Raw genomic sequence first — 22,604 nt, forward strand, 5'->3', positions numbered from 1 at the left:
CGGCGCTTTTTGGGTTTAAGCGATATGCCGCGGATGCCATCGCGAAATAGCGGGACGCTCGGGGGGTGAGTTTGAATGGCCCAACAACCGGTCTTTCGGCAAGCGGACTTCTACTCGACACTCGACACTACCCGTTTCGACGTAAAATCCGTGAGCCTCGCTCAGTTGGCGCAGAACACGGTGAACGCTGCGGGGACGGTCATGTTGGGCCTTCTTGTCGGAAACACAAGGCCCGTTCTTACGCAGTCGCAAGCTTTTGACAACGCTTACCTCCTCAAGCTCTTATCCGACAACGGAGAGGACGCACTAGGCTTCCTGAATCTTGTAAGACGCAACGTAGTGCAAGTCAGGTTCCATCGCCCGTCACTACTCGAAGCCCCTAATCGGTTCACCTTAACCAACGCCTTCGCGTCTGCCTTGATGAGAAATGAGAACTTCATCCTCTCAGGTTGGCCCGAAATCAACGCCGACTACCCCCTCAGGATCGAGCTAGCGAATTGCCTAACGGGCCGACAAGCGACAGATCCCTCCCTTATTAGGGATGTGGATGGTCTAGTAGACCCGGCCGTTTCGAGCCGCATCAAGGGGCTGTTGAATTTTGACAAGGCCATTCAGGGCGCGGGTAAACCGACTCTCACCGTACCGACCGCCCAAAATAGGTACCGCGACCTCGTCGTACGATTGATGTACGCTCTCCGGTCGCGCCGGATGGACGCGGACGATCTGGTGCAATGGCTGTTGAGCCATGTTCAGAAAGAAGGCTCGGCGTCTGCGGCGGGAGCGGCGGAAACAGAGGCGACGAGTCAGGGTGGCCTCGACCTGAATACCCGCAGCGCATGGACCCATCTCCTTGATATTTACGGAAAGCGTCACCCCGAGGCATCCGAAGCGGTAGCCCATGCTCGTTCGCAGGTCCACTTCGCGCATTCCAAAGTACTGTCGGAGTCTTTGTTGAGTACGGGTGGCGAGGTTGACATTCCCACCCTGGATGATGCACTTGTTGCCGCCGATGGTCTCCAAGGCGACGAGGTCCCTGTCCAAAAGCTAATTGCTCTTTCTCGCGATCCCTCCCGAAATAACTGGATTACTTGGGCTTCTCTGCCCGCCTTGTGGGAGGAGTTACGCGACCTGCCTGCGCCAAACGATCGGCTAGACGTACTTCTTCGACGGCACAAAGAGCAGGTCTTTGTGAGCAACCTGGGAGGACGGAAACTGACGACAATCGCCGTAGCCGGGTCTTTGCCCACTGCGGTCGTTGCAATGTCGGGTGATAGCGTCCAAAATCTCATATCCGGGTCAAGCCCTGGCGCAATCACAGCGATCTTGGCCGCGTTCACTGGTGCGGCGGTGGCAATAGGGGCGGAGTGGCTGATCTCTCAATCAGACTCTCGCCTACGCCCTCTGCTCAAAGAGCGCTCGGACATGAGGTGGGAGTCATCGGTATCAGAAGGCACGGCGTCGTGGCAAGACGAAATCGGAGGACCAGTTGGATAAGCATCGGGTTCCTATCGTCCGTCTGCAGGAGAGGCGCGTGTACGCCAATCGCTTTATAGAAGTTTATGACGATGAAGTCTCGATGCCTAATGGAGAACGAGGAACGTACCTACGCGTAGTTGAGTCACGAGGGCGGCCGGGAGTCGCCGTGCTGCCTCTGTGGAATAACCGCGTGGGGTTAGTCAGAACCTTCCGGTATTCGCTGGGCGAGTGGGAGTGGGGCATACCGCGCGGCTTTGGCAAGGTTCACGATGTCCGTGCTAGCGCGCTGGATGAACTGATCGAAGAGCTCGGTGCGGCGCCGGACGAGCTGGTTTCACTTGGTGAGGTCGCCCCGAACTCGGGTTTACTCGCCTCAAAGGTGCACGCCTTTCTGGCCCGCTATTCCCGCATGCCGACAAGGCCGGTCGACACTGATGAGGTTCATGGCATGCGCTGGATTACAACGCACGAACTGCGTAGCGAGATTTCGTCTGGACTTATACCTGATGCGTTCACTCTGTCGGCCGCCCTTCTCGCTACATTGAAGGGTCACCTCACAGGGGTATCTTGACGCCTTCAATTTATGCATTGGCGATAGTGCGCTCTTCAGAGACTTGAACCCTGAACCCCTGGGCCGGCTCTGGCGTTGCCTTACAGCGGTTGACAGCCCTTGTCGGTGTCAGTTGTGCCGGATCTGCGCCCGTGGATCATGGGCACAGATGGTTCCGCACATGACCGACCAGGTACGCCGTGACATCGCCCAGCAGCTCGGCGGACTTCTCTGGGGCGACCCGCCGCGCGGGCCGGGGGAGAGCAGCGACGGACCGCCGCCAGACCGGCCGGAACAGGGCAAGTGAGACGACGACTCAGACGAGAGCGACCGTAGAGACGACTCAGGGCCGGTCCCAGTGGGGCCGGCCCTGTCGTTCGTGCTCAGGCGAGCGGAGGATACGAGATTCGAACTCGTGAGGGTGTAAACCCAACACGCTTTCCAAGCGTGCGCCCTAGGCCTCTAGGCGAATCCTCCGCGAGCCAGGATACAGGCCCCCGTCGGCCGGGCCACCCCACCACCCCCTGAAGATCGACGGGCGGTCGGGTAGGCTTGGCGGCACCTCCCGTGCGGCGGTATCTCGTGAACCTCCCCAGGGCCGGAAGGCAGCAAGGATAAGCGAGCTCTGCCGGGTGCACGGGAGGCCTTTTTGTCTCCGGGGCTCTCGATCCACTCCAAGTCGCCGATGTGGGGCTGTCCCGGACCCTGGATACCGCCATGTCGCCGACATGGAGTCGATCAAGCGCGGCAAACCAAGCGCGGCAACCCAGCGTCAAGGCGGCGGGGTGGGTGGTCACCCGCGCTCGACCGGCGCAGAATGGCTCGGTCGAGAGGAGGCGGGACGAGTGACGCTGGCGCTCTACCGCAAGTACCGGCCGCGTACCTTCGCTGAGGTCATCGGTCAGGAGCACGTGACCGAGCCGCTGTCGCAGGCGCTGCGCAGCGGGCGGCTCAACCACGCCTACCTCTTCTCCGGCCCGCGCGGCTGCGGCAAGACCTCCAGCGCCCGGATCCTGGCCCGCTCGCTCAACTGTGAGCAGGGCCCCACCCCCGAGCCGTGCGGCAAGTGTGTGTCCTGCCGCTCGCTGGCCACCGACGGCACCGGCTCGATCGACGTGATCGAGATCGACGCGGCCAGCCACGGCGGTGTCGACGACGCCCGCGAGCTGCGCGAGCGTGCCTTCTTCGCGCCGGCCAGCAGCCGCTTCAAGATCTACGTGATCGACGAGGCGCACATGGTCTCGACCCAGGGCTTCAACGCCCTGCTCAAGCTGGTCGAGGAGCCTCCGGAGTACGTCAAGTTCATCTTCGCCACCACCGAGCCGGAGAAGGTCCTCGGCACGATCAGGTCGCGGACCCACCACTACCCGTTCCGGCTGATCCCGCCGAAGGTGCTCCGCCCGTACCTGGAGCAACTCACCCAGGCTGAGGGCGTCGCCGTCGAGCCGGCGGTCTTCCCGCTGGTGGTCCGCGCCGGTGGCGGCAGCGCCCGGGACAGCCTCTCGGTGCTCGACCAGCTCATCGCTGGCGCCGGCCCGGAAGGGGTCAGCTACGCCCGTGCCGCCGCGCTGCTCGGGGTCACCGACGCCGCATTGATCGACGAGATGTGCGACGCGCTGGCCGCCGGGGACGGCGCCGCCGCGTACGCCACCGTCGACCGGGTGGCCGAGGCCGGGCACGACCCGCGCCGATTCGCGTCGGATCTGCTGGAGCGGCTGCGCGACCTGATCGTGCTCCAGCAGGTGCCGGACGCCGCCGCGAAGGGCCTGATCGACGGCCCCGCCGACCAGATCGAACGGATGGCCGCCCAGGCCGCACAACTCGGCCCCGGCACGCTCTCCCGCTGCGCCGACATCGTGCACGACGGTCTGGTGGAGATGCGCGGCACCACCGCGCCCCGCCTGCTGCTGGAGCTGATCTGCGCCCGGATGCTGCTGCCCGGCGCGGACGACTCCACCGGCGGCCTGCTCCAGCGCCTTGAGCGGATGGAACGCCGGCTCACCCTGAGCGGCACCGACGCGCCGTCGGTCGCCGCCGGCTCCGCGCCGGCCACCAACCCGGGGGTACGCCCACAGCACGCCACCCCGGTTCCGGCTGCCGCCACCCCGGCACCCGTCAACGCCCCGACCTCGGCACCGCCGTGGGCGGTCGACCCGGCGACGTCCCCGACCCAGCACGCTGGGGCCCCGGGCGCTCCGGCTTCGGCTGCTCAGGTCCCGAACGCTCCGGCGTCGGGTGTACCGGCCGCGCACCCCTCGGCCGCGGACTCGCCGATCCCGGTGTCACCCGGTGCGTCGACCGCCGCAGGGTCGGCTCCCGCTGATCGGGCCGTACCCGTCTCGCCCGCCGGACCGAGCGCTGGCTCGCCGGCCCCGCGTCGCGTGGTGCCGCCGTCGGCGGTGCTCCCCGACCCGGCCACACCAGAGCCTCCCCGCCCGGGTGCGCCGGCCGCGGCGCTGGACGCGGTCGCGGTCCGCCGCGCCTGGCCCGACGTGGTCGGCAAGGTCAACCGGACCAACAAGCGGATCGCCGCCCTGATGCGTGACGCGGTGGTACGTGAACTCGACGGCGACATGCTGGTGCTGACGGTCAAGTCGACCGTGCTGGCCAAGATGATGGCCGACCATGCGGCGGTGCTCACCGACGCGCTCTACGAGGAGTTGGGCGGGCGCTGGCAGATCCGCTGCGAGGTGGCCGGCGAGCGCGGTGGCGTGTCGCTGTCCGGCCCGCAGCGCTCGCAGCCCGCCGCGCCGCCCGTTGCCGCGCCGCCCGTTGCCGCGCCGCCCGTTGCGGCTGCCGCGCCGCCTACTCCGGCGGATGCCCGGTCCGCCCCGGCGGATGCCCGGTCCGCCCCGGCGGATGCCCGGCCAGCCCCGGCGAGCGCGTCGCCCATCTCGACCAACGCGTCTCCAACTCCGCCGACCACGGCCACTGCTGCGGGCTCGACGACTACTCAGCCCGCTGCGTCGTCAGCGGACGACGAGGACGACTGGCCGGAGGCTGCTCGCCCCGGCGGCAACGCTCCCGCCGCCCAGGCGACGGATGGCGAGGACTGGCCGGAAGCCGCCCGGCCGGGCGGCGCTGCCGTGGACGACCGCGCCCCCGCCTCGGGCGGCTCCAGCTCGGCACCTGCACCGAGCAGCGTGAACGGCACCGACGCGGCCCGCACCGGATCGAGCGACGGCGGCCCCGGCGTGGTGAACGGCGGCGGCGCGGGACTGAACGGTGGCGGCTCAGGTGGCTCTGGCGCGGCGACCGCTAAACCGGACGGACGGGCGGGTAACCCGACACCTGCGGCCCGGCAGCCGGCGACAGCCGGTGGTGCGCCGGTGAGCAGTGCCATCGCCGCGGCCCGCGCTGCGGCGGCGGGGCGCGGTCCGCGTACCGCAGCGGCGACCCGGCCCACCGCGGACGCCGAATGGGCCGGCGAGCCGCCCTACGACCCGGACTTCGACGGCCCGGTGCGCGGTGGTCGGCCGGCTGGTGCGGCGCCGGCGGCCACCCCGACCTACGAGGGGTTCGACCCGGGCGACGAGCCGCTGGACGAGGTCATCGACGAAAAGACCGCAAGGGAGTCCAGCGAGGAGCAGGCGGTACGGCTGCTCCGCGAGACGTTCGGCGCCGAGAAGATCGACGAGGTCGACGCCCGCTAGCTGGTCTCTCGGCGAGCAGGACACCGAGGCAGCAGGCCCAGAGTGGGAAGGGCAGCACGGCGACCCGTTCCATGCCGCCCACCCCGATCCCGACGCCCTGCTGGGCGAAGAACAGCACAGTCCCGACCAGAGCGATGAGCCCTGCGGTGAGGGTGAGTCGTCGCCGCTGGCCCAGCATCGTGGTGCCCGGTGCGAAGCCCGCGAGGAGCAGGCCGACGTTGCCCAGTCCCATGATCAGGAATGCGCCGAGGACGTGCAGGTTCTCGTCGACGTCCGCCGGGTAGATGGCCGCCAGGGCGTACCCGCCGGTGGCCAACAGCAGGAGCGACTGGGCCGACCGAACCACGCCGCCCCGACCGAGGATCCGCCAGGTGAGCAGGAGCCCGGCGGCGAGCAGCACGGCGGTGGTCAGCATCGCTCCGTTCATCAACGGGTGCCAGGGCGAGCAGACGTAGCGGGGCCGGCTGGTGTCCCACATCCCGCAGTGGACGTTGCCGAGGTCGCTGATGTTCTGGGTGGCCCAGCTGTAGGTCGGCTGTCGCCAGCGCAGCCCGGTGACCAGGCTGGCGACCAGGAAGATCGGTACGGCCGCCACCCAGCAGAGCGCGCCGACCCGGCCGGTGCGGTTGAGGTTCATGCCACGAGCAGACCAGTTCGGCGGCGCCTGGCGCACTACCCGCAGACGGTCCGTTGCGGGTAGTGGTAGCCGTACCCTTCACGGATTCCGAACGGGGTGGACGAGTGTTTGGGGCGCTGTCAGGATGTGCGCCGTGAAGATCACCTCGAGTCCGGAGCGGAGCACGTCGGACTCCGCCGGCACCGTCAGGTTCGGCCGCCGACACGCCAAGGCGGCGGCGATGACGGTCGTCGGTCTGGTGGCCCTGGCTCAGGCGCGATCGATGCCATGGGTGGCGGTACACGAGGGTCAGGACTCGATGGACAGGCTGGTCGGCCGGACCACCTGGACCGAAGTGCGGACGTACGCGTTGACCGACCTCGCAGGCTTCTGGCCGGTGCTGTACGTCGGGTGGGCGCTCCTGCTGGCGATGCTCGTGGTTGCCTGGGTGCGGCCGCCGTGGCGTCCCGCCGTACGGTTGGCCGCCGCGCTGCTCAGCGTGGTGCTGGCGGTCGCCAACCTCCTGCCCGGCGGTGCGGCCGTCGACGCCAGCGGTTTTGCGATTGACGACTACCCCAGCACGAACTTCCTCGGCGGCCTGTGGCTCGCGCTCTTTGGGATGCTGCTGCTGGCCGGCGCCGTCTCGACCCTGCCGATGGCCCCAACGCCGGCCGGCCCCGCCGCGCCACCAGCACCGGAAGCGGTCTCGACCGCACCGCCGCACCAGGAGGTGGCACGCGTCGATGAATCCGCCGTGGGTGACCCGCAGGCTTCGGCGGATACGACATCGTTCGTCTGGCAGAGTCCGCGCCTGGGCGCGCGGCCGGCCACGGCGCCGTGGTGGCGGCGTCCGGGGCCGGTGGCCGGCGTGGTGGCGGGTGCCGTCGCCGCAGCGGTTTTCGTCACGGTGATCTGGTACGCGGCTCATCCGGCCGTCGACCTGCACCCCGATCTCGGTGCGCTGGTGGTTGCGGCTCCGTCCGACTCGAAGCCCGCCGATCCGGCCGCCGTCGACGACCAGGTCGACTTCGGTCGGATCCTGCCGGTCTTCGATGCTGGGACGCTGCTGCTCGCCGCGCAGGTACGCGACGAGGTGCTGCACGCCGCCGGCACGGCGTGGACCCGCCGCGATGCCACCTCCGTGACGATCACCCTGGTCCAGTTCAGCTCGGTTGGGTCGGCCAACCATTTTGAGCGGTCCTACGTCGATCTCCAGCAGGAAAGTCCCGGCGAGGTGGTGGAGATCGACGACGTTCCGGGCGCGATGGCCTTCGTCGCTGACGACCAAGGAGGCGTCTGGGCGGTCGCCAGGCAGGACGAGATTGTGGTGGTCGTCAGCGCGGTCGGCGGATCGTCGGACACCGTCACCGCTGTCGAGTCGCTGGTACGGGAGCAGTACGACCGGATCTGAGCCGCTCTGCCCTCGCCCGGCACGTTCGGCGCGGGCGGACGCACCGGGCGGGGGCAGGGTCGGTCCCAGCGGTTAGGCTGGGCGGCGGCCGAGCAGACGAGTGCGAGAAGGAGCCATCCGTGCGCCCAGGTGGACAGCCGAACATGCAGCAGATGCTGAAGCAGGCGCAGAAGATGCAGCAGCAGATCGCCGCCGCTCAGGCCGAGCTGGCCGAGGCCGAGCTGACCGGCACCGCAGGTGGCGGGCTGGTCACTGCGACCGTCTCCGGCTCCGGTGAGCTCAAGGCCATCAAGATCGACCCGAAGGCCGTCGACGCGGATGACGTGGAGACGCTGGAGGACCTGGTCGTCGCGGCCGTGCACAACGCCGCCGAGGCGGCACGGGAGCTGACCGAGCGCAAGATGGGCCCGGTTGCCGGCGGCATGGGCGGCCTCGGCCTGCCCGGTTTCTGAGCCGGCAGATGTACGAAGGTGCCATCCAGGATCTGATCGACGAGCTGGGTCGTCTGCCGGGCGTGGGTCCGAAGAGCGCTCAGCGGATCGCGTTCCATGTGCTGTCGGCGGATCCGGCCGACGTCAACCGGCTGGCCGGCGCGCTGCGCAAGGTCAAGGAGCTGGTGCGGTTCTGCACGACCTGTTACAACGTGGCCGAGTCCGAGCAGTGCCGGATCTGCCGCGACCAGCGCCGCACCGACGAGGTGCTGTGTGTGGTGGAGGAACCCAAGGACGTGGTGGCCGTCGAGCGGACCGGTGAGTTCCGCGGCCGGTACCACGTGCTGGGCGGGGCGATCAATCCGCTGGAGGGGATCGGTCCGGACAATCTGCGCATCCGGGAGCTGATGATCCGGCTCGGCCAGGGCACGGTGCGTGAGCTGATCCTGGCCACCGACCCGAACACCGAGGGCGAGGCGACTGCCACCTACCTGGCGCTCATGGTGAAGCCGATGGGCATCGCGGTGACCCGGCTGGCCAGCGGGCTGCCGGTCGGTGGCGACCTGGAGTACGCCGACGAGATCACCCTGGGCCGGGCCTTCGAGGGCCGCCGGGCGGTCTGAGCACGTACCTGCGGGGGTGGTGCCGTCATCGACGGTGCCACCCCGTCGCGGCATCCGACCCCGTGTGGATCGATGTGTCGCCCTATGCATTCGCCGTGCCGTCGACTGTCAGACCCCGGCGCAAGGTGTCGGCTTGATAGCGATTGCCTAACGCCCGTTCCGCTTCACGTGTGACATGTCATAGCCTCCCGCACACGGACCGAGCCACAACTCGGGTGGTCATGCGCATGACAGAGGTGAGAGATGCAGGCGAGAAGGCTTAAAACGGCTGTGGCCATCGCGGCCGTTGCCGCTCTGGCGGTCGGCGCGGCCGGCTGCGCGGAGAGCGAGCGCGACGGTGACAGTGGCGAGGCCAAGACTGGCGGCACCTTCATCTTCGCGGGTGCCGGTGACCCGAAGAACTTCGATCCCATCTTCAACGATGACGGTGAGTCGTTCCGGCCAGTCCGGCAGATGTTCGACACCCTGGTGAGCCACAAGCCGGGTACCGCCGACCTTCAGGGCGGTCTGGCCGAGAGCTGGGAGCACGACCCGGCCGGCAAGGTCTGGACGTTCAAGCTCCGCCAGGGCGTGAAGTTCCACGACGGTACGCCGTTCAACGCCGCTGCGGTCTGCTTCAACTTCGACCGTTGGTACAACATGAAGGGCGCTGCCGCCCAGTCCCAGATGATCTACTACATGGACACCTTCGGCGGGTTCGCGAAGAACGAGGCCGAGGGCGCCGGCGAGTCGATCTACAACAAGTGCGAGGCCAAGGACGACGGGACCGCCGTCCTGACCCTGAACAAGTACAAGGGTGCCTTCCCGGGTGCCTTCGCGCTGACGTCGCTCTCGATCGCCAGCCCGGAAGCCCTGAAGAAGTACGACTCCGACACGGTGAAGCAGAACGGCGACTCGTTCGAGTACAGCGCCTTCGCCACCACCAACCCGGTCGGCACCGGCCCGTTCACCTTCGGTGGCTGGGACAAGGCCAAGAACGAGATCACCCTGAACCGCAACCCGGACTACTTTGGCGACAAGGCCAAGGTGGACAAGATGATCATCAAGGTCATCAAGGACGAGAGCACCCGCAAGCAGGAGCTCCGTGCCGGCACCGTCCAGGGCATCGACTTCCCGGCCCCGGCCGACCGCAAGGCGCTCGAGAGTGAGGGCTTCCAGGTCGTCAACCGTCCGGCCTTCAACATCCTCTACCTGGGCATCAACCAGAAGAACCCGAAGCTGAAGGACCTGCGGGTGCGTCAGGCGATCGCCTACGCGCTCAACCGTCAGCAGCTGGTGCAGACCAAGGGCCCGGGTGGCGCCAAGGTCGCCGACGAGTTCCTGCCGGACACCGTGCTCGGCTACGCCCCGGACGTGCAGAAGTACGAGTACAACCCGGACAAGGCCAAGCAGCTGCTCAAGGAGGCCGGCGCCGAGGGTCTGACGCTGAACTTCTACTACCCGCCGGACGTCTCCCGGCCGTACATGCCGAACCCGCAGGAGATCTTCACCGTCCTCGCCAACGACCTGCAGGCCGTGGGCATCAAGGTCAACGGTGTGCCTCGCCCGTGGAACGGTGGCTTCAAGGACGACGTGCAGCAGTTCGGCAAGCACGACCTGCACATCCTCGGCTGGACCGGTGACTACAACGACCCGGGCAACTTCGTCGGCACGTTCTTCGGTCGCGCCAAGGCCGAGTTCGGCGACCAGTCGATGAGCGAGATGTTCGACGCCATCGAGAAGGCCGACGCCACCGTCGACGAGGCGGGCAAGAAGGCGGCCTGGGAGCAGGTCAACCGGGACATCGCCGCGAAGTGGCTGCCGGCTGTGCCGGTCTGGCACGCGCCGCCGGCGATCGTCGTCACCAAGGATGTCAAGGGCCTGGTGGCCAGCCCGCTGACCGACGAGCGGTTCAACACGGTCAGCGTCAGCAAGTGACGTCCGTCGGCTGATGCCGTAGGCGTGATCGGCCCGGTCCGGGGCTCCTTCCCGGTCCGGGCCGATTCCGCGATCATCGAGAGTCTGGTGTGTGAGAGATGTTGCGAGTCATAGTCCGCCGGCTGCTGCAGCTGGTGGTGACCCTTATAGCGTTGTCGGCGCTGATCTTCATCTGGCTGCGGAACCTGCCCGGTGGGCCGGTCGAGGCGCTGCTCGGCGAGCGGGCCACGCCCGAGCGTCGCGCGCTGTTGATTAAGGCGCTCGGCTACGACCAGCCGATCATGGTGCAGTACGGCAAGTTCATGCAACGGGTGCTGACCGGCGACTTCGGTAACTCGATTCGGACCGGTGACCCGGTCACCGAGGTCATCAGCCGCGCCTTCCCGGCCACCATCGAGCTGGCCCTCGCCGCGATGATCATCGCTGTCGGCCTCGGGGTGCCGCTCGGCTATCTCGCCGCCCGCTGGCGTGGACGGTGGCCGGACAACCTCACCATCGCTGGCACGCTGCTCGGTATCTCGATCCCGATCTTCTTCCTGGGCTACCTGCTCAAGGACGTCTTCACGCAGAACATCCACTGGTTCCCGCCTTCCGGGCGGCTCACCACCGGTCTGGAAAACACCAACATCACCGGCTTCTTCGTGCTCGACGGCCTGCTCACCCGGGAGTTCGACGCCAGCGCGGACGCGCTGTGGCATCTGATCCTGCCGGCGATCACGCTCGCCACCATCCCTCTGGCCGTGATCGTGCGGATCACCCGGGCCAGCGTGCTCGACGTCCTCAACGAGGACTACGTGCGGACCGCCGAGGCGAAGGGCCTGCGGCACCGCACCATCCGAGGTCGGCACATCATGCGCAACGCGTTGCTGCCGGTGGTCACCACCATCGGGCTGCAGACCGGCGCGCTGCTCTCCGGCGCGGTGCTCACCGAGAAGGTCTACAACTGGGGCGGCATCGGCACGCTGATCACCGACTCGATCAGCGGCGGCCGGGACTACCCGGTGCTCCAGGCGATCATCCTGCTGGCCGCGTTGGTCTTCGTGATGGTCAACCTGCTGGTCGACCTCTCCTACGCCTTCATCGACCCGAGGGTGCGTGTGCGATGAGTGACCCGATCACCCAGGCCGGCACGCCGGCTCCACGCCCCGGGGACGACAAACCACGCCCCGGTATGAGCGAGCGCAGCATCGGCCTGCTCGGCGACCGCAAGAAGGCACGGCTGGACGAGCTGGCACAGGCGAGTGCGGCCGATCGGGGCGGGGTGAGCCTCGTCCGGGACGCGGTGCGCCGGCTGCGGCGCAACCCGGTCGCCATCGTCGGGGCCGGCATCGTGGGGCTGTTCATCCTGGTGGCGATCTTCGCTCCGCTGATCGCGCCACACGACCCGGCGCAGCGCTTCGAGGAGCTGACGAAGAACCTCACCGTGGACACCATTCCGGGTGCCAGCAGTGCGTTCCCGTTCGGCGGCGATCCGCTCGGCCGGGACTTCCTGTCCCGCATGATCTACGGCGCGCGACAGACGCTCTTCGTCGGCGTGCTCGCCACCCTCATCGGTCTCGCGCTCGGCGTGCTGATCGGCGCGATCGCCGGTGCGTTCGGCGGCTGGGTCGACGTGGTTCTGATGCGTCTCACCGACGTGATGCTGGCCCTGCCGAGCCTGCTGCTCGCGATCACCCTGGTCGCGATGGCCAGCCGGTCGACCCAGTGGACGGTCATCTTCGCGGTGGCCATCGTGAACGTGCCGATCTTCGCCCGGCTGCTGCGCGGCTCGATGCTGGCTCAGCGGGAGAGCGACCACGTGCTCGCCGCCCGCGCGCTCGGTGTGAAGGAGCGCAACATCGTGCTGCGGCACATGTTGCCCAACTCGCTGACCGCGGTGATCGTGCAGGCCACCCTGACCTTCGCGGTGGCCATCCTGGACGCTGCGGCGCTCTCCTTCCTGGGCCTCGGTGACCCGGATATCAACCGGGCCGAGTGGGGCCTGATGCTCGGCGTGGACGGTCAGCGCTATTTCGAGGTCCGCCCGGAGTTGGCGTACTACCCGGCGCTCGCGATCATCGTGGTCGCGCTCGGCTTCACCCTGCTGGGTGAGGCGATGCGCGAGGCGATCGACCCGAAGAACCGGCGGTGACGACGGTGCGCGCAACCAGCACGGTCGGACCCTGCCTCGGGCGAGCGCGAGGAGTGAGCTTGCGAGCCCCGCAGTCGCGAGCGAAGGACCAAAGCAGTGAGGAAGTGACGCGATGAGCCTGCTCGACGTCCGTGACCTGAACGTGGTTTTCCAGCGACGCGGCGAGCGGCCCTTCACCGCCGTCGACAAGGTCAGCTTTACGGTGGAGCCGGGGCAGACGGTCGGCCTGGTCGGCGAGTCCGGCTGCGGCAAGAGCGTGACCAGCCTCGCCATCATGGGCCTGCTGCCCAAGCGCGGCAACAAGGTCACCGGGGAGGTGCTCTTCGAGGGCACCGACCTGCTGAAGCTGCGGCCGGACGACATGCGCGACCGGCGCGGTCGGGAGATCAGCATGATCTTCCAGGACCCGCTCTCCTCACTGAATCCGGTCATTCCGATCGGGATCCAGGTCGCCGAGGTGCTGGAGCGCCACCAGGGCCGTGACCGTAAGCAGGCGCTGCGGGAGGCGCGGGAGCTGCTCGACGCGGTCGGAATTCCCGACCCGCAGCGGCGGCTCACGGAGTACCCGCACCAGATCTCGGGCGGAATGCGCCAGCGCGCGCTGATCGCCATCGCGCTGGCGTGCAAGCCCCGGCTGCTGATCGCCGACGAGCCGACCACCGCGCTCGACGTGACCATCCAGGCGCAGATCCTCGCTCTGCTCAAGCAGTTGGTGGACGAGACCGGGACCGCGCTCGTCATGATCACGCACGATCTGGGTGTGGTGGCCGGGCTCTGCGACACGGTCAACGTGCTCTACGGCGGCAAGGTGGTCGAGCGGGCGCGACGGCACGATCTGTTCGCGCACGCCCGGCACCCGTACACGCACGGGCTGCTCAACTCGGTGCCTCGGCTCGACTCGCCACGGGGCGAGCGGCTGCACGCGATCCGTGGGTCGGTCTCCGACAACATCCCGTGGGTCGAGGGGTGCGCGTTCGCGCCGCGCTGCGACAACGTCGTGGATGCCTGCCTCGAAGGGCCTCCGCCGCTCGAACCCACCGCTACCGGCGGCGACCTCCGCTGCAACAACCCCGTCCCCGAGGAGGTGGCGGTCCGATGACCGAACAGACCGGACCTCTGGTCGAACTGCGTGACATCAAGGTCCACTTCCCGATCAAGAGTGGCCTGCTCTTCGACCGCACCGTCGGGTACGTCTACGCGGTGGACGGCGTGTCGCTGAGCATCCGCAAGGGCGAGACGTACGGCCTGGTCGGCGAGTCGGGGTGCGGCAAGTCGACGCTGGGCCGTGGCCTGCTACGGCTGGTCGAACCCACCGACGGCGAAATCATCTTCGACGGCATCGACGTCCGCTCGCTCAAGGGCGAGGCGATGCGGCAGGCCCGTCGCCGGATGCAGATGATCTTCCAGGATCCGCTCTCCAGCCTCGACCCCCGACAGTCGGTGGAGTCGCTGCTGGTGGAGGGGCTCAAGGCCCACGGGCTTGCCGGCGACAAGGCCGAGACGAACCGGCGGCTGCGCGAGACGCTGGAGGCGGTTGGTCTGCCCTCGTCGGCGCTGGGCAAATACCCGCACGAGTTCTCCGGCGGCCAGCGTCAGCGGATCGGCATCGCCCGAGCGCTGGTGCTCAATCCGGAGCTGATCGTCGCCGACGAGCCGGTCTCCGCGCTGGACGTGTCGATCCAGGCTCAGGTGCTCAACCTCTTGGAGGACCTGCAGAACGAGCGCGGCCTGACGTACCTGATCATCGCCCACGACCTGGCGGTGGTCCGGCACATCGCCGACACGGTGGGTGTGATGTACCTCGGTGGGCTGGTCGAGGAGGCGTCCAGCGACGACCTGTACCGCGAGCCGATGCACCCGTACACCCGGGCGTTGATGTCCGCGGTGCCGGTGCCGGACCCGCTGGTGGAGGACCGCCGGGAGCGGATCCTGCTCGCTGGCGACCTGCCCTCGCCGACCAACCCGCCGCCGGGGTGCCGCTTCCACACCCGGTGTCCGTGGGCGCAGCAGACCCGCTGCGCGGACGAGCGGCCGGCGCTACGCGACGTGGTCGGCGGGCACCGGGTCGCCTGCCACTTCGCCGAGGACATCGCCGCCGGCCGGATCCGGCCGCACGAGGTTGAGGTGGAGCTGGTCCGCCCGACCGAGGGCACCGGCCCGATCGACCCGCCGGGAGAGTTGATCCCGACCCCGTAACGTCGGCAGGGGCCGTCCTGTCACAGGACGGCCCCTGACCGCTCGACGGGCTCCGGCCTGCGGGTCAGCCCTCGGGGCGGTTCAGCAGGCCCACCGCGACACCGTGCACCGCGTCCAGACCGGCCGGGTCGGCCAGCGCGACCGACGCGCCGGTCACCGCGTACCACTCGTCCGCGTCCTTGTACTGCACCCGCAGGGTGACCTTGCCGTCCGCGTACTCGGTGCGCAGGGTCAGGTCGCCGGTGACGACGCCAACCTCATCGGTCATCACGCCGCCAGGACCGGGCACGATGTCGGTGGTGCGGCTCTGCGCGCCACCCGCGCCGCCCGAATCCGCGACCATGCCGGCCCCCGGAACGGCGGCCGGGGTCTCGGCCGTGCCGTCCGCGGTCATGCCGGCAGTGGCCGGGCCGGTGTCACCGGTCGCCCCGGCGCCCGTCGCGGCTTCTTCGCTCATGAGCAGCCCCCCAACATGTCCGCCAGGGCGGCTTTCTCCGCACTGGTCACCGTCAGCCGCCAGTAGTGCTTGACCGTCACCCAGTTCTCGGCGTACTGGCACCAGTACGACCGGTTCGCCGGCTTCCACTGAGACGGGTCCTGGTCACCCTTTGACCGGTTGGAGGACGCCGAAACCGCGAAGAGCTGCGGGCGGGTGGTGTCGTTGGCGAAGTCCCCCCGCTTCGCATCGTCCCACTCGTCGGCACCGGAGCGCCACGCGTTGGCCAACGGCACCATGTGATCGATGTCCACGTCGGAGGGATCGGTGGCGCTGCGACCGTCGTAGACGCTCTCCCAGCGACCGCCGACCACGTTGCAGCCGGAGAGTTTCACGTCCTTGCCGTCGCGCTGCAAAATGCTGTCCCGCACATCGCAGTTCTTGCCAGTGTCCCGCCAGTGCGGGAAGTGGTCGCGGCTGTAGCCCTTCATCGAGCCGGCGGCGGCGACGGTGAGTTGGCCCAACTGCTCCACGGCGTTGCCGCCGTCACTCGGCGGCGGAGTGTCCGGCTCGTCCTGCGGGACGCAACCGGCCACGCCGAGCGCCAGCGCCGCGGCGAACGCGGCCACCGCCACTCGCGGTCCTGATCTGGTACGCACAGACGACACCTCTCCAGCTTGCGGTCTCCCGGCGATTGCGCACAGTACCCGGGGATGGTTTTGGCAATTCGTGGCGTCTCCCACATGATGCAGGGCAGATTGGTGGGATGACCGCACCCGTACCGGCGTCTGCCCTCCGGATGGGCACCGCCGCCGGCCGGGGGACGCTGCTCGCCGCCGTACTCGCCTCCGGCATGGTCTTCCTGGACAGCACGGTCGTCAACGTGGCGCTGCCGAAGCTCGGGCAGAACCTCGGCGCGAACGTGTCCGATCTCCAGTGGACCATCAACGGCTACCTGCTGATGTTGGCGGCGTTCGTGCTGCTCGGCGGCGCACTCGGGGACCGCTTCGGTCGGCGACGCATCTTCCTCATCGGCGTGGTCTGGTTCACCGCCGCCTCCGTGCTGTGCGGGCTGGCCCAGGGCACCGGTTGGCTGATCGCGGCCCGGTTCCTGCAGGGCGCGGGCGGCGCGCTGCTCACCCCCGGTTCGCTGTCCGTGCTCCAGGCCAGTTTTCACCCGGACGATCGGGGTCGGGCGATCGGCGCCTGGGCCGGGCTGTCCGGGGTGTCCACCGCGCTGGGCCCGTTCATCGGGGGTTGGCTCATCGACGCGCTGTCCTGGCGCTGGATCTTCTTCCTCAACCTGCCGATCGCCGTGCTGGTGGTGCTGGCCACGATGCGCTGGGTGCCGGAGAGTCGGGACGAGAGCGCCTCCCGAACCGAAGGGCCGGGTCGGACCCGACGCCGGTTCGACATCGGAGGAGCCCTGCTCGGGGCGCTCGCGCTCGCCGGCGTCACGTACGCCCTGATCGACGCGCCGGCGCGCGGCTACGACTCGGCGCCGGTGCTGATCGCGGCGCTGGTCGGGGTGCTGTCCGCGGTGTCCTTCGTCCTGCTGGAACGGCGGCGTGGCGACGCCGCGATGCTGCCCACCGGGCTGTTCGGCAGCCGGCTCTTCTCGGTGCTCAACATCTTCACCGTGGTCGTCTACGCGGCGCTCGGTGGCTTCACCTTCTTCTTCGCCGTCTACCTGCAGAACGTGGTCGAGTGGTCGGCCTTTCGCACCGGCATCGCGTTGCTGCCGATGACCCTGCTGCTGTTGATCGGGTCGGCCCGCGCGGGCGCGCTGTCGGCGCGGATCGGTCCGCGGCTGCCGTTGACCGTCGGGCCGGTGGTGGCCGCTGTCGGTCTGCTGCTGCTGCGCGGCGTCGGCCCGGGCGCGTCGTACTGGCGGGACGTGCTGCCCGGGGTGCTGCTCTTCGGCATCGGGCTGACCCTGGTCGTGGCGCCGCTGACCGCCTCGGTGCTGGCCGCGGTGCAGGACCGGTTCTCCGGGGTGGCCAGCGGCTTCAACAACGCCGCGTCCCGCGCCGGCGGTCTGCTCGCGGTGGCTGCGCTGCCGCTGCTGGTCGGCCTCTCCGGCGGCGGGTACGAGCAGAAGGCGGAGCTGACCGACGCGTTCCGGGGCGCGATGGAATGGTGCGCCGGGCTGCTCGTGGCCGGCGCGGTGCTGGCCCTCGTGCTGGTCCACCGACCGCCCCGGGAAGCCCCGCCGTCACAGCCCTGCCACTCACTGCCCGCCGCCACACCCCCGAAGTAGGGAACCACTTCGGGGGTGCGGTGCGTAGGTCAGCGGCGGGCGCGGTTGACGGCGCTGGTGACCGCCTTGATCGAGGCGGTGACGATGTTGGCGTCGGTGCCGACACCCCAGACCGTCCGCCCGTCCACCTCGCACTCCACGTACGCGGCGGCCTGCGCGTCCCCGCCGGAGGAGAGCGCGTGCTCGTGGTAGTCGAGCACCCGGACGCCCACCCCGACCGACTGGAGTGCGTTGACGTACGCGTCGATCGGGCCGTTGCCGACCGCGGCGAGCGAGCGCTGCTCGGCGCCCACGCCGACGCGGGCCTCGATCTCGACCTTGCCGTCGGTGGTGCCGATCGTGTAGCTGGCCAGCCGGACCGCCGGGTCGGGCTGGTGGTCGAGCAGGTAGTGCGTCGCGAAGATCTCCCACATGGTGCCCGGGTCGACCTCGCCACCGTCGTGATCGGTGACCTGCTGCACGACACCGGAGAACTCGATCTGGAGCCGGCGCGGCAGGTCCAGTTGGTGCTCGCTCTTCATGATGTACGCGACGCCGCCCTTGCCGGACTGCGAGTTGACCCGGATGACCGCCTCGTAGGTGCGGCCCAGGTCCTTCGGGTCGATCGGCAGGTACGGAACGGCCCAGGTCTGCTCGTCCACCGGTACGCCGGCCGCCTTCGCGTCGGCGGCGAGGGCGTCGAAGCCCTTCTTGATGGCGTCCTGGTGGGAGCCGGAGAAGGCGGTGTAGACCAGGTCGCCCGCGTACGGGTGGCGCTCGTGCACCGGCAGTTGGTTGCAGTACTCGACGGCCCGCCGGACCTCGTCGATGTTCGAGAAGTCGATCATCGGGTCGATGCCCTGGGAGAACAGGTTGAGCCCCAGTGTCACCAGGTCCACGTTGCCGGTGCGCTCGCCGTTGCCGAACAGGCAGCCCTCGATGCGGTCCGCGCCCGCGAGCAGGCCCAGCTCGGCGGCGGCCACCCCGGTGCCCCGGTCGTTGTGCGGGTGCAGGCTCAGCACCAGGCTGTCCCGGCGGGGCAGGTGCCGGTGCATCCACTCGATCGAGTCGGCGTACACGTTGGGCGTGGCCATCTCGACGGTGGCCGGCAGGTTGATGATCAGCGGCCGGTCGGGCGTCGGGTCGATCACGTCGATCACCCGGGAGCAGACCTCCAGCGCGTACTCCAGCTCGGTGCCCGTGTACGACTCCGGCGAGTACTCGTAGTAGATGTCGGTGTCCGGGGTGTGGATCTCCGCGTACTTCTGGCAGAGCCGCGCGCCGGTGGTGGCGATGTCGGCGATGCCGTCCCGGTCGAGGCCGAAGACGACCCGCCGCTGGAGTGTGGAGGTCGAGTTGTAGAAGTGCACGATCGCGCGCTTCGCACCGCGCAGCGACTCGAACGTCCGGTCGATCAGGTGCTCCCGGCACTGGGTCAGCACCTGGATGGTGACGTCGTCCGGGATCATGTCCTGTTCGATGAGCTGCCGGACGAAGTCGAAGTCGGTCTGGCTGGCCGACGGGAAGCCGACCTCGATCTCCTTGTAGCCCATCTGGACCAGCAGCTGGAACATCCGGCGCTTGCGCTCGGGCGACATCGGGTCGATCAGCGCCTGGTTGCCGTCGCGGAGATCCACCGCGCACCAGCGTGGGGCGGCGTCGACGTGCCGGGTGGGCCAGGTGCGGTCGTGCAGGTCGACCCGGAACGGCTCCTGGTAGGGCTGGTAGCGGTGGTACGGCATCCGGCTCGGGCGCTGCCGGGCGATCGGATCGGTCTCGGCGTCGGTGACAGGTTGAGCCATCTCAGAGTGCTCCCTGGAACATGTGGCGTCAGCAGATCGGAAGGTGTCGGCGAGCTGCCGGGCGACGGTGCGCGGCGGTGCCGAGAAGAAGTTCGGATGTGCTGGACGGCGCGATGCAACTCCGCGACGAGGTGCCGGCCGGTCAGGCCTCGTCGCGGCGGCTAAGGAGAAGGAGCGCCTGCCACATGACCAGGTCACCCTACGTGATGGAACGGGGGGTGGGTAGGTAGGTCCGGACTATGGGACCGGAGTCATGGTCTGCTCCTGGGCTGCGGCACCCAGCCGTGGCGTCCGTTCGGCCCAGGCCACCACGGGCACGATCGCCAGCCCGACCAGGACGAAGATCGCCGCCGTCGGGTACCAGCCCCACCCGCCGGTGGTCACACCGAGCGCGGTCAGCCCCGCCGGGGCGATCAGGTACTGCACCTGCTCGCCGAGCCGCAGCGCCCCCACGTACGCGCCGCGCTGATCGTCCGGCGGAAGGGTGGCGGTGAGCCCCCAGGTGCCCGCCGACTCGATCAGCTCGGCCAGGATCAGCACCGTCGCGGCGGCCACCAGCACCACCACGGTGAGCGGGCCCCGGGTGACCCCGGAGATCGGCAGGACCAGACAGGACAGGGCGATCAGCAGGCCCCCACGGCGGGAGGCCCGCGCCGCGCCCGCGGCGGTGTCGGCACCCCGGCTGACGCGTACCTGGAGCAGCACGATCAGGACCGTGTTGAGCAGCACCAGCCCGGCGATCACCGTCTTCGGGGCGTCGGTGTGGGTGAGGATCCAGAGCGGCATGACCGTCAGGTAGAGCACCCCGTGCGAGGTGAGCAGCCCGGACAGCAGGGACACCGCCATGAACGGCCGGTCCCGCAGTACGGCGAGCCGACCCATCGGCTCCACCGGTCGGGTCACCTGCGGTAGTGGGGGCAGTCGTCGTACGAAGAGCGCCGTGACCAGGAAGACCGCCGAGATGAACCAGACCATTCCCCGGTACGCCTCGATCGTGTCCACCGCCAGCACCAGGCCGCTGATCACCGCACCCAGCCCGAAGCCGACGTTCAACGACGAACGCTGGTACGCCATCGCCGTGACCCGTTCGGCCGGGGGGAGCGCGTTGATCGAGTAGACCTGCCTGGCCACGCCGGTCGACGCGTCCACCGCCGCCAGCGCCACCACCACGGCGAGGAAGCTCGCGAAGCCGCCCACGAACGGGTACGTCGCGAAGAGCGCCGCGTTCAGCACCAGCCCGACCACCCAGACCCGCTGCGGCCCGTACCGGTCGGTGAGCCCGCCCAGCGGCACCGTGCCGAGCAGCGACACTCCTGCCGCGATGGACAGGCCCAGCCCGACCTGGGCGGCGCTGAGCCCCAGCGCCCGGGTGAAGAAGACGGCGCTGCCGGCGTGGAACAGGCCGCTGCCGACGGCGCCGACCATGGCCTGCACGGCCAGCGCGCGGGTCAACCCGGCCGGCGGTACGACGTTTCGGACGGCGGTGCGGATGGTTTCTCTGGCCCCCATGGCCGGTGAGTGAACCGTGCCCCCATGGCATTGGGCGACTCTTTTAGGCTGGATCGAATCCTGCGTCGGGGGTGCGCGTGTCCGAGTTGCGGTTCAGTCTGGCCGACGTGGCGGGAGTGCGGCTCGCCGTGTCGCCGGCCAACGAGACGGTCATGAGCATGTGGGCGCTGGCCAACCCGATCCGCTACGCCGTGCACCTGCCCTGGATCGACCGGGCCCGGGTGACGTTGCGTCGTCCCGAGGTGGCCGATCGGGTCCGACCTCTGGTGGGGTTGGTCGTGCCGGGTCGCTGGCTGCCCGACTTCCTCACCCCGGCTGCCCGACCGAACGTGGAGATGGCCGAGCAGCTCGACCAGATCGCCGCGACGCCGCCGGCCGTGGTGGTCCAGGACCTGCTGGCTACCACCTCGCAACGACCGCTGAGCCCGTTCGGGCAGGCGCTGCTCGCCGACCCCGGCGGGCTGCTGCCGCAGGTCGTCGACGCGGTGCGGGTCTGGTACGACGAGGCGATCGCCCCGGACTGGCCGCGGATGCGGGCGCTGCTCGACGCCGACGTGGCGTACCGGGCCACCCAACTCGCCGAGAGCGGCGCCGGTCGGTTCTTCGAGCAGCTCCACCCGAGCCTGCGCTGGCATGGCGACCGGGTGATCAGCGACGACACGTTCGAGCGGGACTTCGACCTCCGCGGTCGTGGGCTGGCGCTGAACCCGACGGTGTTCACTGAGCGGCACGTGCTGTGGAACCTGCTGGAGGATTCGCTGCCGGCCGGGGCGTACCCGGTCCGGGCCGTCGGGACGCTCTGGGAGGCGACCGCGACGCCGCCCGGCGACCCGCTGACACGGGTGATCGGCCCCGGCCGGGCCGCGCTGCTGCACCTGCTCGGCACTGCGGCGACCACCACCGACCTGGCCCGACTCACCGGGATGTCCGCCGGAAACGTCTCCCAGCACCTGGCCGCGCTGCACGCCGCGGGCCTCGTCTCCCGGTCCCGCCAGGGTCGGCACGTCCTCTATCGCAACACCGACGCCGCGAAGGTTCTGCTCGGGGCCAGCCGGGGCGGGTGACCCGATCAGGCGAGAAGGAGTTCGGCCAGGGGGCGGCGGCAGCGCAGGCCGGTCTCCTCGGCGACGAGGTCGGCCGGCAGGCTGAGCGGGTCGCCGAGCTGCCCGACGGCGATCACCGCGTACGGCCGCACGTCGGTGGGAAGGTGCAGGTCAACGGCGAGCCCGGCGCGGTCCACGGTCAGCACCTGCCGTACGTGCAGCCCGAGCGCAGTGGCCTGCACGGTGAGGTGGGCGACCGCCTGGCCCAGGTCGTACGCGACTCCGTCGGCCGAGGCGGCGTCGATGTCGATGTGTGCGGCGAGCAGCAGTGCGGCGGCGCGGTGTGCCCAGCGCTGGTCGTGCTCGGGCAGGTTGACCAGGATCCGCTTCCAGGTCTCGTCGTCACGGTGACCGAGGGTGAATCGCCACGGTTGGCGGTTGCCCAGCGACGGTGCCCAGCGGGCCGCCTCCAACAGGGAGGCCGCCTCCGCGGCGCTCAGCTCCGCGGTGGGGTCGAACGCCAGCGGGCTCCAGCGGTAGGCGAGGAGTGGGGTGAGATCGGCCATAGGGG

General features: G+C 69.2%; 20 protein-coding genes, 1 tRNA gene and 1 other RNA gene. 15 read left to right on the forward strand and 7 right to left on the reverse strand.

From position 1 onward, the window contains the following. Positions 1–75: 75 nt before the first annotated feature. From ABZT18_RS23325 to ABZT18_RS23335, 3 genes are all read left to right on the forward strand, one after another. Positions 76–1,494, forward strand: a complete 1,419-nt coding sequence (locus ABZT18_RS23325) for a hypothetical protein (RefSeq protein ID WP_354994662.1) — start codon at positions 76–78, stop codon at positions 1,492–1,494. A gap of 82 nt (positions 1,495–1,576) precedes the next feature. Continuing rightward, positions 1,577–2,047, forward strand: coding sequence for an NUDIX hydrolase (locus ABZT18_RS23330; protein WP_354994700.1), 471 nt, complete (start codon positions 1,577–1,579; stop codon positions 2,045–2,047). 160 nt (positions 2,048–2,207) lie between these two features. After that, a complete protein-coding gene (locus tag ABZT18_RS23335; RefSeq protein ID WP_354994661.1) occupies positions 2,208–2,333 on the forward strand; it encodes a hypothetical protein in 126 nt (41 codons plus the stop codon). An 85-nt stretch (positions 2,334–2,418) separates the two neighbouring features. Here ABZT18_RS23335 and ABZT18_RS23340 read toward each other — a convergent pair. After that, positions 2,419–2,503, reverse strand: a tRNA-Ser gene (locus ABZT18_RS23340). A gap of 82 nt (positions 2,504–2,585) precedes the next feature. Here ABZT18_RS23340 and ffs point away from each other — a divergent pair. Both ffs and ABZT18_RS23350 read left to right on the forward strand, forming a co-directional pair. Beyond that, positions 2,586–2,675, forward strand: an RNA gene (ffs, locus tag ABZT18_RS23345) — signal recognition particle sRNA small type. A gap of 196 nt (positions 2,676–2,871) precedes the next feature. After that, the gene (locus ABZT18_RS23350) at positions 2,872–5,679 is read left to right on the forward strand and encodes a DNA polymerase III subunit gamma and tau (RefSeq protein WP_354994660.1); all 2,808 of its coding nucleotides are present in this window, start codon (positions 2,872–2,874) and stop codon (positions 5,677–5,679) included. Here ABZT18_RS23350 and ABZT18_RS23355 read toward each other — a convergent pair. Continuing rightward, positions 5,576–6,316 carry a DUF998 domain-containing protein gene (locus ABZT18_RS23355; protein WP_354994659.1) on the reverse strand — a complete coding sequence of 247 codons (741 nt, stop codon included), beginning with the start codon at positions 6,314–6,316 and terminating at the stop codon, positions 5,576–5,578. The two genes, ABZT18_RS23350 and ABZT18_RS23355, sit on opposite strands and share 104 nt — an antisense overlap. Before the next feature lie 133 nt (positions 6,317–6,449). On the opposite strand from ABZT18_RS23355, the gene ABZT18_RS23360 reads away from it, so the two are divergent. From ABZT18_RS23360 to ABZT18_RS23395, 8 genes are all read left to right on the forward strand, one after another. Continuing rightward, positions 6,450–7,706, forward strand: coding sequence for a hypothetical protein (locus ABZT18_RS23360; RefSeq protein WP_354994658.1), 1,257 nt, complete (start codon positions 6,450–6,452; stop codon positions 7,704–7,706). A gap of 143 nt (positions 7,707–7,849) precedes the next feature. After that, positions 7,850–8,158: a YbaB/EbfC family nucleoid-associated protein gene (locus ABZT18_RS23365; protein ID WP_030489880.1), complete on the forward strand. Its 309-nt coding sequence runs from the start codon at positions 7,850–7,852 to the stop codon at positions 8,156–8,158. 8 nt (positions 8,159–8,166) lie between these two features. Then, entirely contained in the window at positions 8,167–8,760 is a 594-nt protein-coding gene (gene recR / locus ABZT18_RS23370; RefSeq protein WP_354994657.1) for a recombination mediator RecR, read from the forward strand. A gap of 243 nt (positions 8,761–9,003) precedes the next feature. Next, positions 9,004–10,677 (forward strand): ABC transporter substrate-binding protein, encoded by a 1,674-nt coding sequence (locus tag ABZT18_RS23375; RefSeq protein WP_354994656.1) that lies wholly within the window; start codon positions 9,004–9,006, stop codon positions 10,675–10,677. Between the two features lie 98 nt (positions 10,678–10,775). After that, positions 10,776–11,783: an ABC transporter permease gene (locus ABZT18_RS23380; RefSeq protein ID WP_354994655.1), complete on the forward strand. Its 1,008-nt coding sequence runs from the start codon at positions 10,776–10,778 to the stop codon at positions 11,781–11,783. Positions 11,784–11,848: 65 nt separating this feature from the next. Continuing rightward, positions 11,849–12,808 carry an ABC transporter permease gene (locus ABZT18_RS23385; RefSeq protein WP_354994699.1) on the forward strand — a complete coding sequence of 320 codons (960 nt, stop codon included), beginning with the start codon at positions 11,849–11,851 and terminating at the stop codon, positions 12,806–12,808. 112 nt (positions 12,809–12,920) lie between these two features. Beyond that, entirely contained in the window at positions 12,921–13,907 is a 987-nt protein-coding gene (locus ABZT18_RS23390) for an ABC transporter ATP-binding protein (RefSeq protein WP_354994654.1), read from the forward strand. Next, positions 13,904–15,004 carry an oligopeptide/dipeptide ABC transporter ATP-binding protein gene (locus tag ABZT18_RS23395; RefSeq protein ID WP_354994653.1) on the forward strand — a complete coding sequence of 367 codons (1,101 nt, stop codon included), beginning with the start codon at positions 13,904–13,906 and terminating at the stop codon, positions 15,002–15,004. Before ABZT18_RS23390 ends, ABZT18_RS23395 begins: the two co-directional genes overlap by 4 nt. Positions 15,005–15,068: 64 nt before the next feature. On the opposite strand, the gene ABZT18_RS23400 is transcribed toward ABZT18_RS23395, so the two are convergent. Together ABZT18_RS23400 and ABZT18_RS23405 are read right to left on the reverse strand one after the other, a co-directional pair. Beyond that, entirely contained in the window at positions 15,069–15,461 is a 393-nt protein-coding gene (locus ABZT18_RS23400; protein WP_354994652.1) for a hypothetical protein, read from the reverse strand. Beyond that, the gene (locus ABZT18_RS23405) at positions 15,458–16,099 is read right to left on the reverse strand and encodes an HNH endonuclease family protein (protein WP_354994651.1); all 642 of its coding nucleotides are present in this window, start codon (positions 16,097–16,099) and stop codon (positions 15,458–15,460) included. Before ABZT18_RS23405 ends, ABZT18_RS23400 begins: the two co-directional genes overlap by 4 nt. Positions 16,100–16,206: 107 nt before the next feature. On the opposite strand from ABZT18_RS23405, the gene ABZT18_RS23410 reads away from it, so the two are divergent. After that, positions 16,207–17,700, forward strand: coding sequence for an MFS transporter (locus ABZT18_RS23410; protein WP_354994650.1), 1,494 nt, complete (start codon positions 16,207–16,209; stop codon positions 17,698–17,700). A 29-nt stretch (positions 17,701–17,729) separates the two neighbouring features. Here ABZT18_RS23410 and leuA read toward each other — a convergent pair whose 3' ends face one another. Both leuA and ABZT18_RS23420 read right to left on the reverse strand, forming a co-directional pair. Beyond that, on the reverse strand, positions 17,730–19,481 hold the full coding sequence (gene leuA, locus ABZT18_RS23415) for a 2-isopropylmalate synthase (protein WP_354994649.1): 1,752 nt from the start codon (positions 19,479–19,481) through the stop codon (positions 17,730–17,732). 237 nt (positions 19,482–19,718) lie between these two features. Then, a complete protein-coding gene (locus ABZT18_RS23420) occupies positions 19,719–20,990 on the reverse strand; it encodes an MFS transporter (RefSeq protein WP_354994648.1) in 1,272 nt (423 codons plus the stop codon). 77 nt (positions 20,991–21,067) lie between these two features. On the opposite strand from ABZT18_RS23420, the gene ABZT18_RS23425 reads away from it, so the two are divergent. Continuing rightward, a complete protein-coding gene (locus ABZT18_RS23425) occupies positions 21,068–22,054 on the forward strand; it encodes a DUF5937 family protein (protein ID WP_354994647.1) in 987 nt (328 codons plus the stop codon). A 5-nt stretch (positions 22,055–22,059) separates the two neighbouring features. On the opposite strand, the gene ABZT18_RS23430 is transcribed toward ABZT18_RS23425, so the two are convergent. After that, positions 22,060–22,599 carry a nitroreductase family protein gene (locus tag ABZT18_RS23430; RefSeq protein WP_354994646.1) on the reverse strand — a complete coding sequence of 180 codons (540 nt, stop codon included), beginning with the start codon at positions 22,597–22,599 and terminating at the stop codon, positions 22,060–22,062. Positions 22,600–22,604 lie beyond the last annotated feature (5 nt).

This window comes from Micromonospora sp. NPDC005291, assembly GCF_040607415.1.
Lineage (GTDB): Bacteria > Actinomycetota > Actinomycetes > Mycobacteriales > Micromonosporaceae > Micromonospora.

Bases quoted from the DNA above. Each gene is read 5' to 3' on its own strand.
- ABZT18_RS23335 (WP_354994661.1), top strand. From the start codon at position 2,208: ATGACCGACCAGGTACGCCGTGACATCGCCCAGCAGCTCGGCGGACTT.
- ABZT18_RS23400 (WP_354994652.1), bottom strand. From the start codon at position 15,461: ATGAGCGAAGAAGCCGCGACGGGCGCCGGGGCGACCGGTGACACCGGC.
- ABZT18_RS23355 (WP_354994659.1), bottom strand. From the start codon at position 6,316: ATGAACCTCAACCGCACCGGCCGGGTCGGCGCGCTCTGCTGGGTGGCG.
- ABZT18_RS23395 (WP_354994653.1), top strand. From the start codon at position 13,904: ATGACCGAACAGACCGGACCTCTGGTCGAACTGCGTGACATCAAGGTC.
- ABZT18_RS23325 (WP_354994662.1), top strand. From the start codon at position 76: ATGGCCCAACAACCGGTCTTTCGGCAAGCGGACTTCTACTCGACACTC.
- ABZT18_RS23365 (WP_030489880.1), top strand. From the start codon at position 7,850: ATGCAGCAGATGCTGAAGCAGGCGCAGAAGATGCAGCAGCAGATCGCC.
- ABZT18_RS23375 (WP_354994656.1), top strand. From the start codon at position 9,004: ATGCAGGCGAGAAGGCTTAAAACGGCTGTGGCCATCGCGGCCGTTGCC.
- leuA (WP_354994649.1), bottom strand. From the start codon at position 19,481: ATGGCTCAACCTGTCACCGACGCCGAGACCGATCCGATCGCCCGGCAG.
- ABZT18_RS23420 (WP_354994648.1), bottom strand. From the start codon at position 20,990: ATGGGGGCCAGAGAAACCATCCGCACCGCCGTCCGAAACGTCGTACCG.
- ABZT18_RS23380 (WP_354994655.1), top strand. From the start codon at position 10,776: ATGTTGCGAGTCATAGTCCGCCGGCTGCTGCAGCTGGTGGTGACCCTT.
- recR (WP_354994657.1), top strand. From the start codon at position 8,167: ATGTACGAAGGTGCCATCCAGGATCTGATCGACGAGCTGGGTCGTCTG.
- ABZT18_RS23430 (WP_354994646.1), bottom strand. From the start codon at position 22,599: ATGGCCGATCTCACCCCACTCCTCGCCTACCGCTGGAGCCCGCTGGCG.
- ABZT18_RS23410 (WP_354994650.1), top strand. From the start codon at position 16,207: ATGACCGCACCCGTACCGGCGTCTGCCCTCCGGATGGGCACCGCCGCC.
- ABZT18_RS23390 (WP_354994654.1), top strand. From the start codon at position 12,921: ATGAGCCTGCTCGACGTCCGTGACCTGAACGTGGTTTTCCAGCGACGC.
- ABZT18_RS23385 (WP_354994699.1), top strand. From the start codon at position 11,849: ATGAGCGAGCGCAGCATCGGCCTGCTCGGCGACCGCAAGAAGGCACGG.
- ABZT18_RS23330 (WP_354994700.1), top strand. From the start codon at position 1,577: ATGCCTAATGGAGAACGAGGAACGTACCTACGCGTAGTTGAGTCACGA.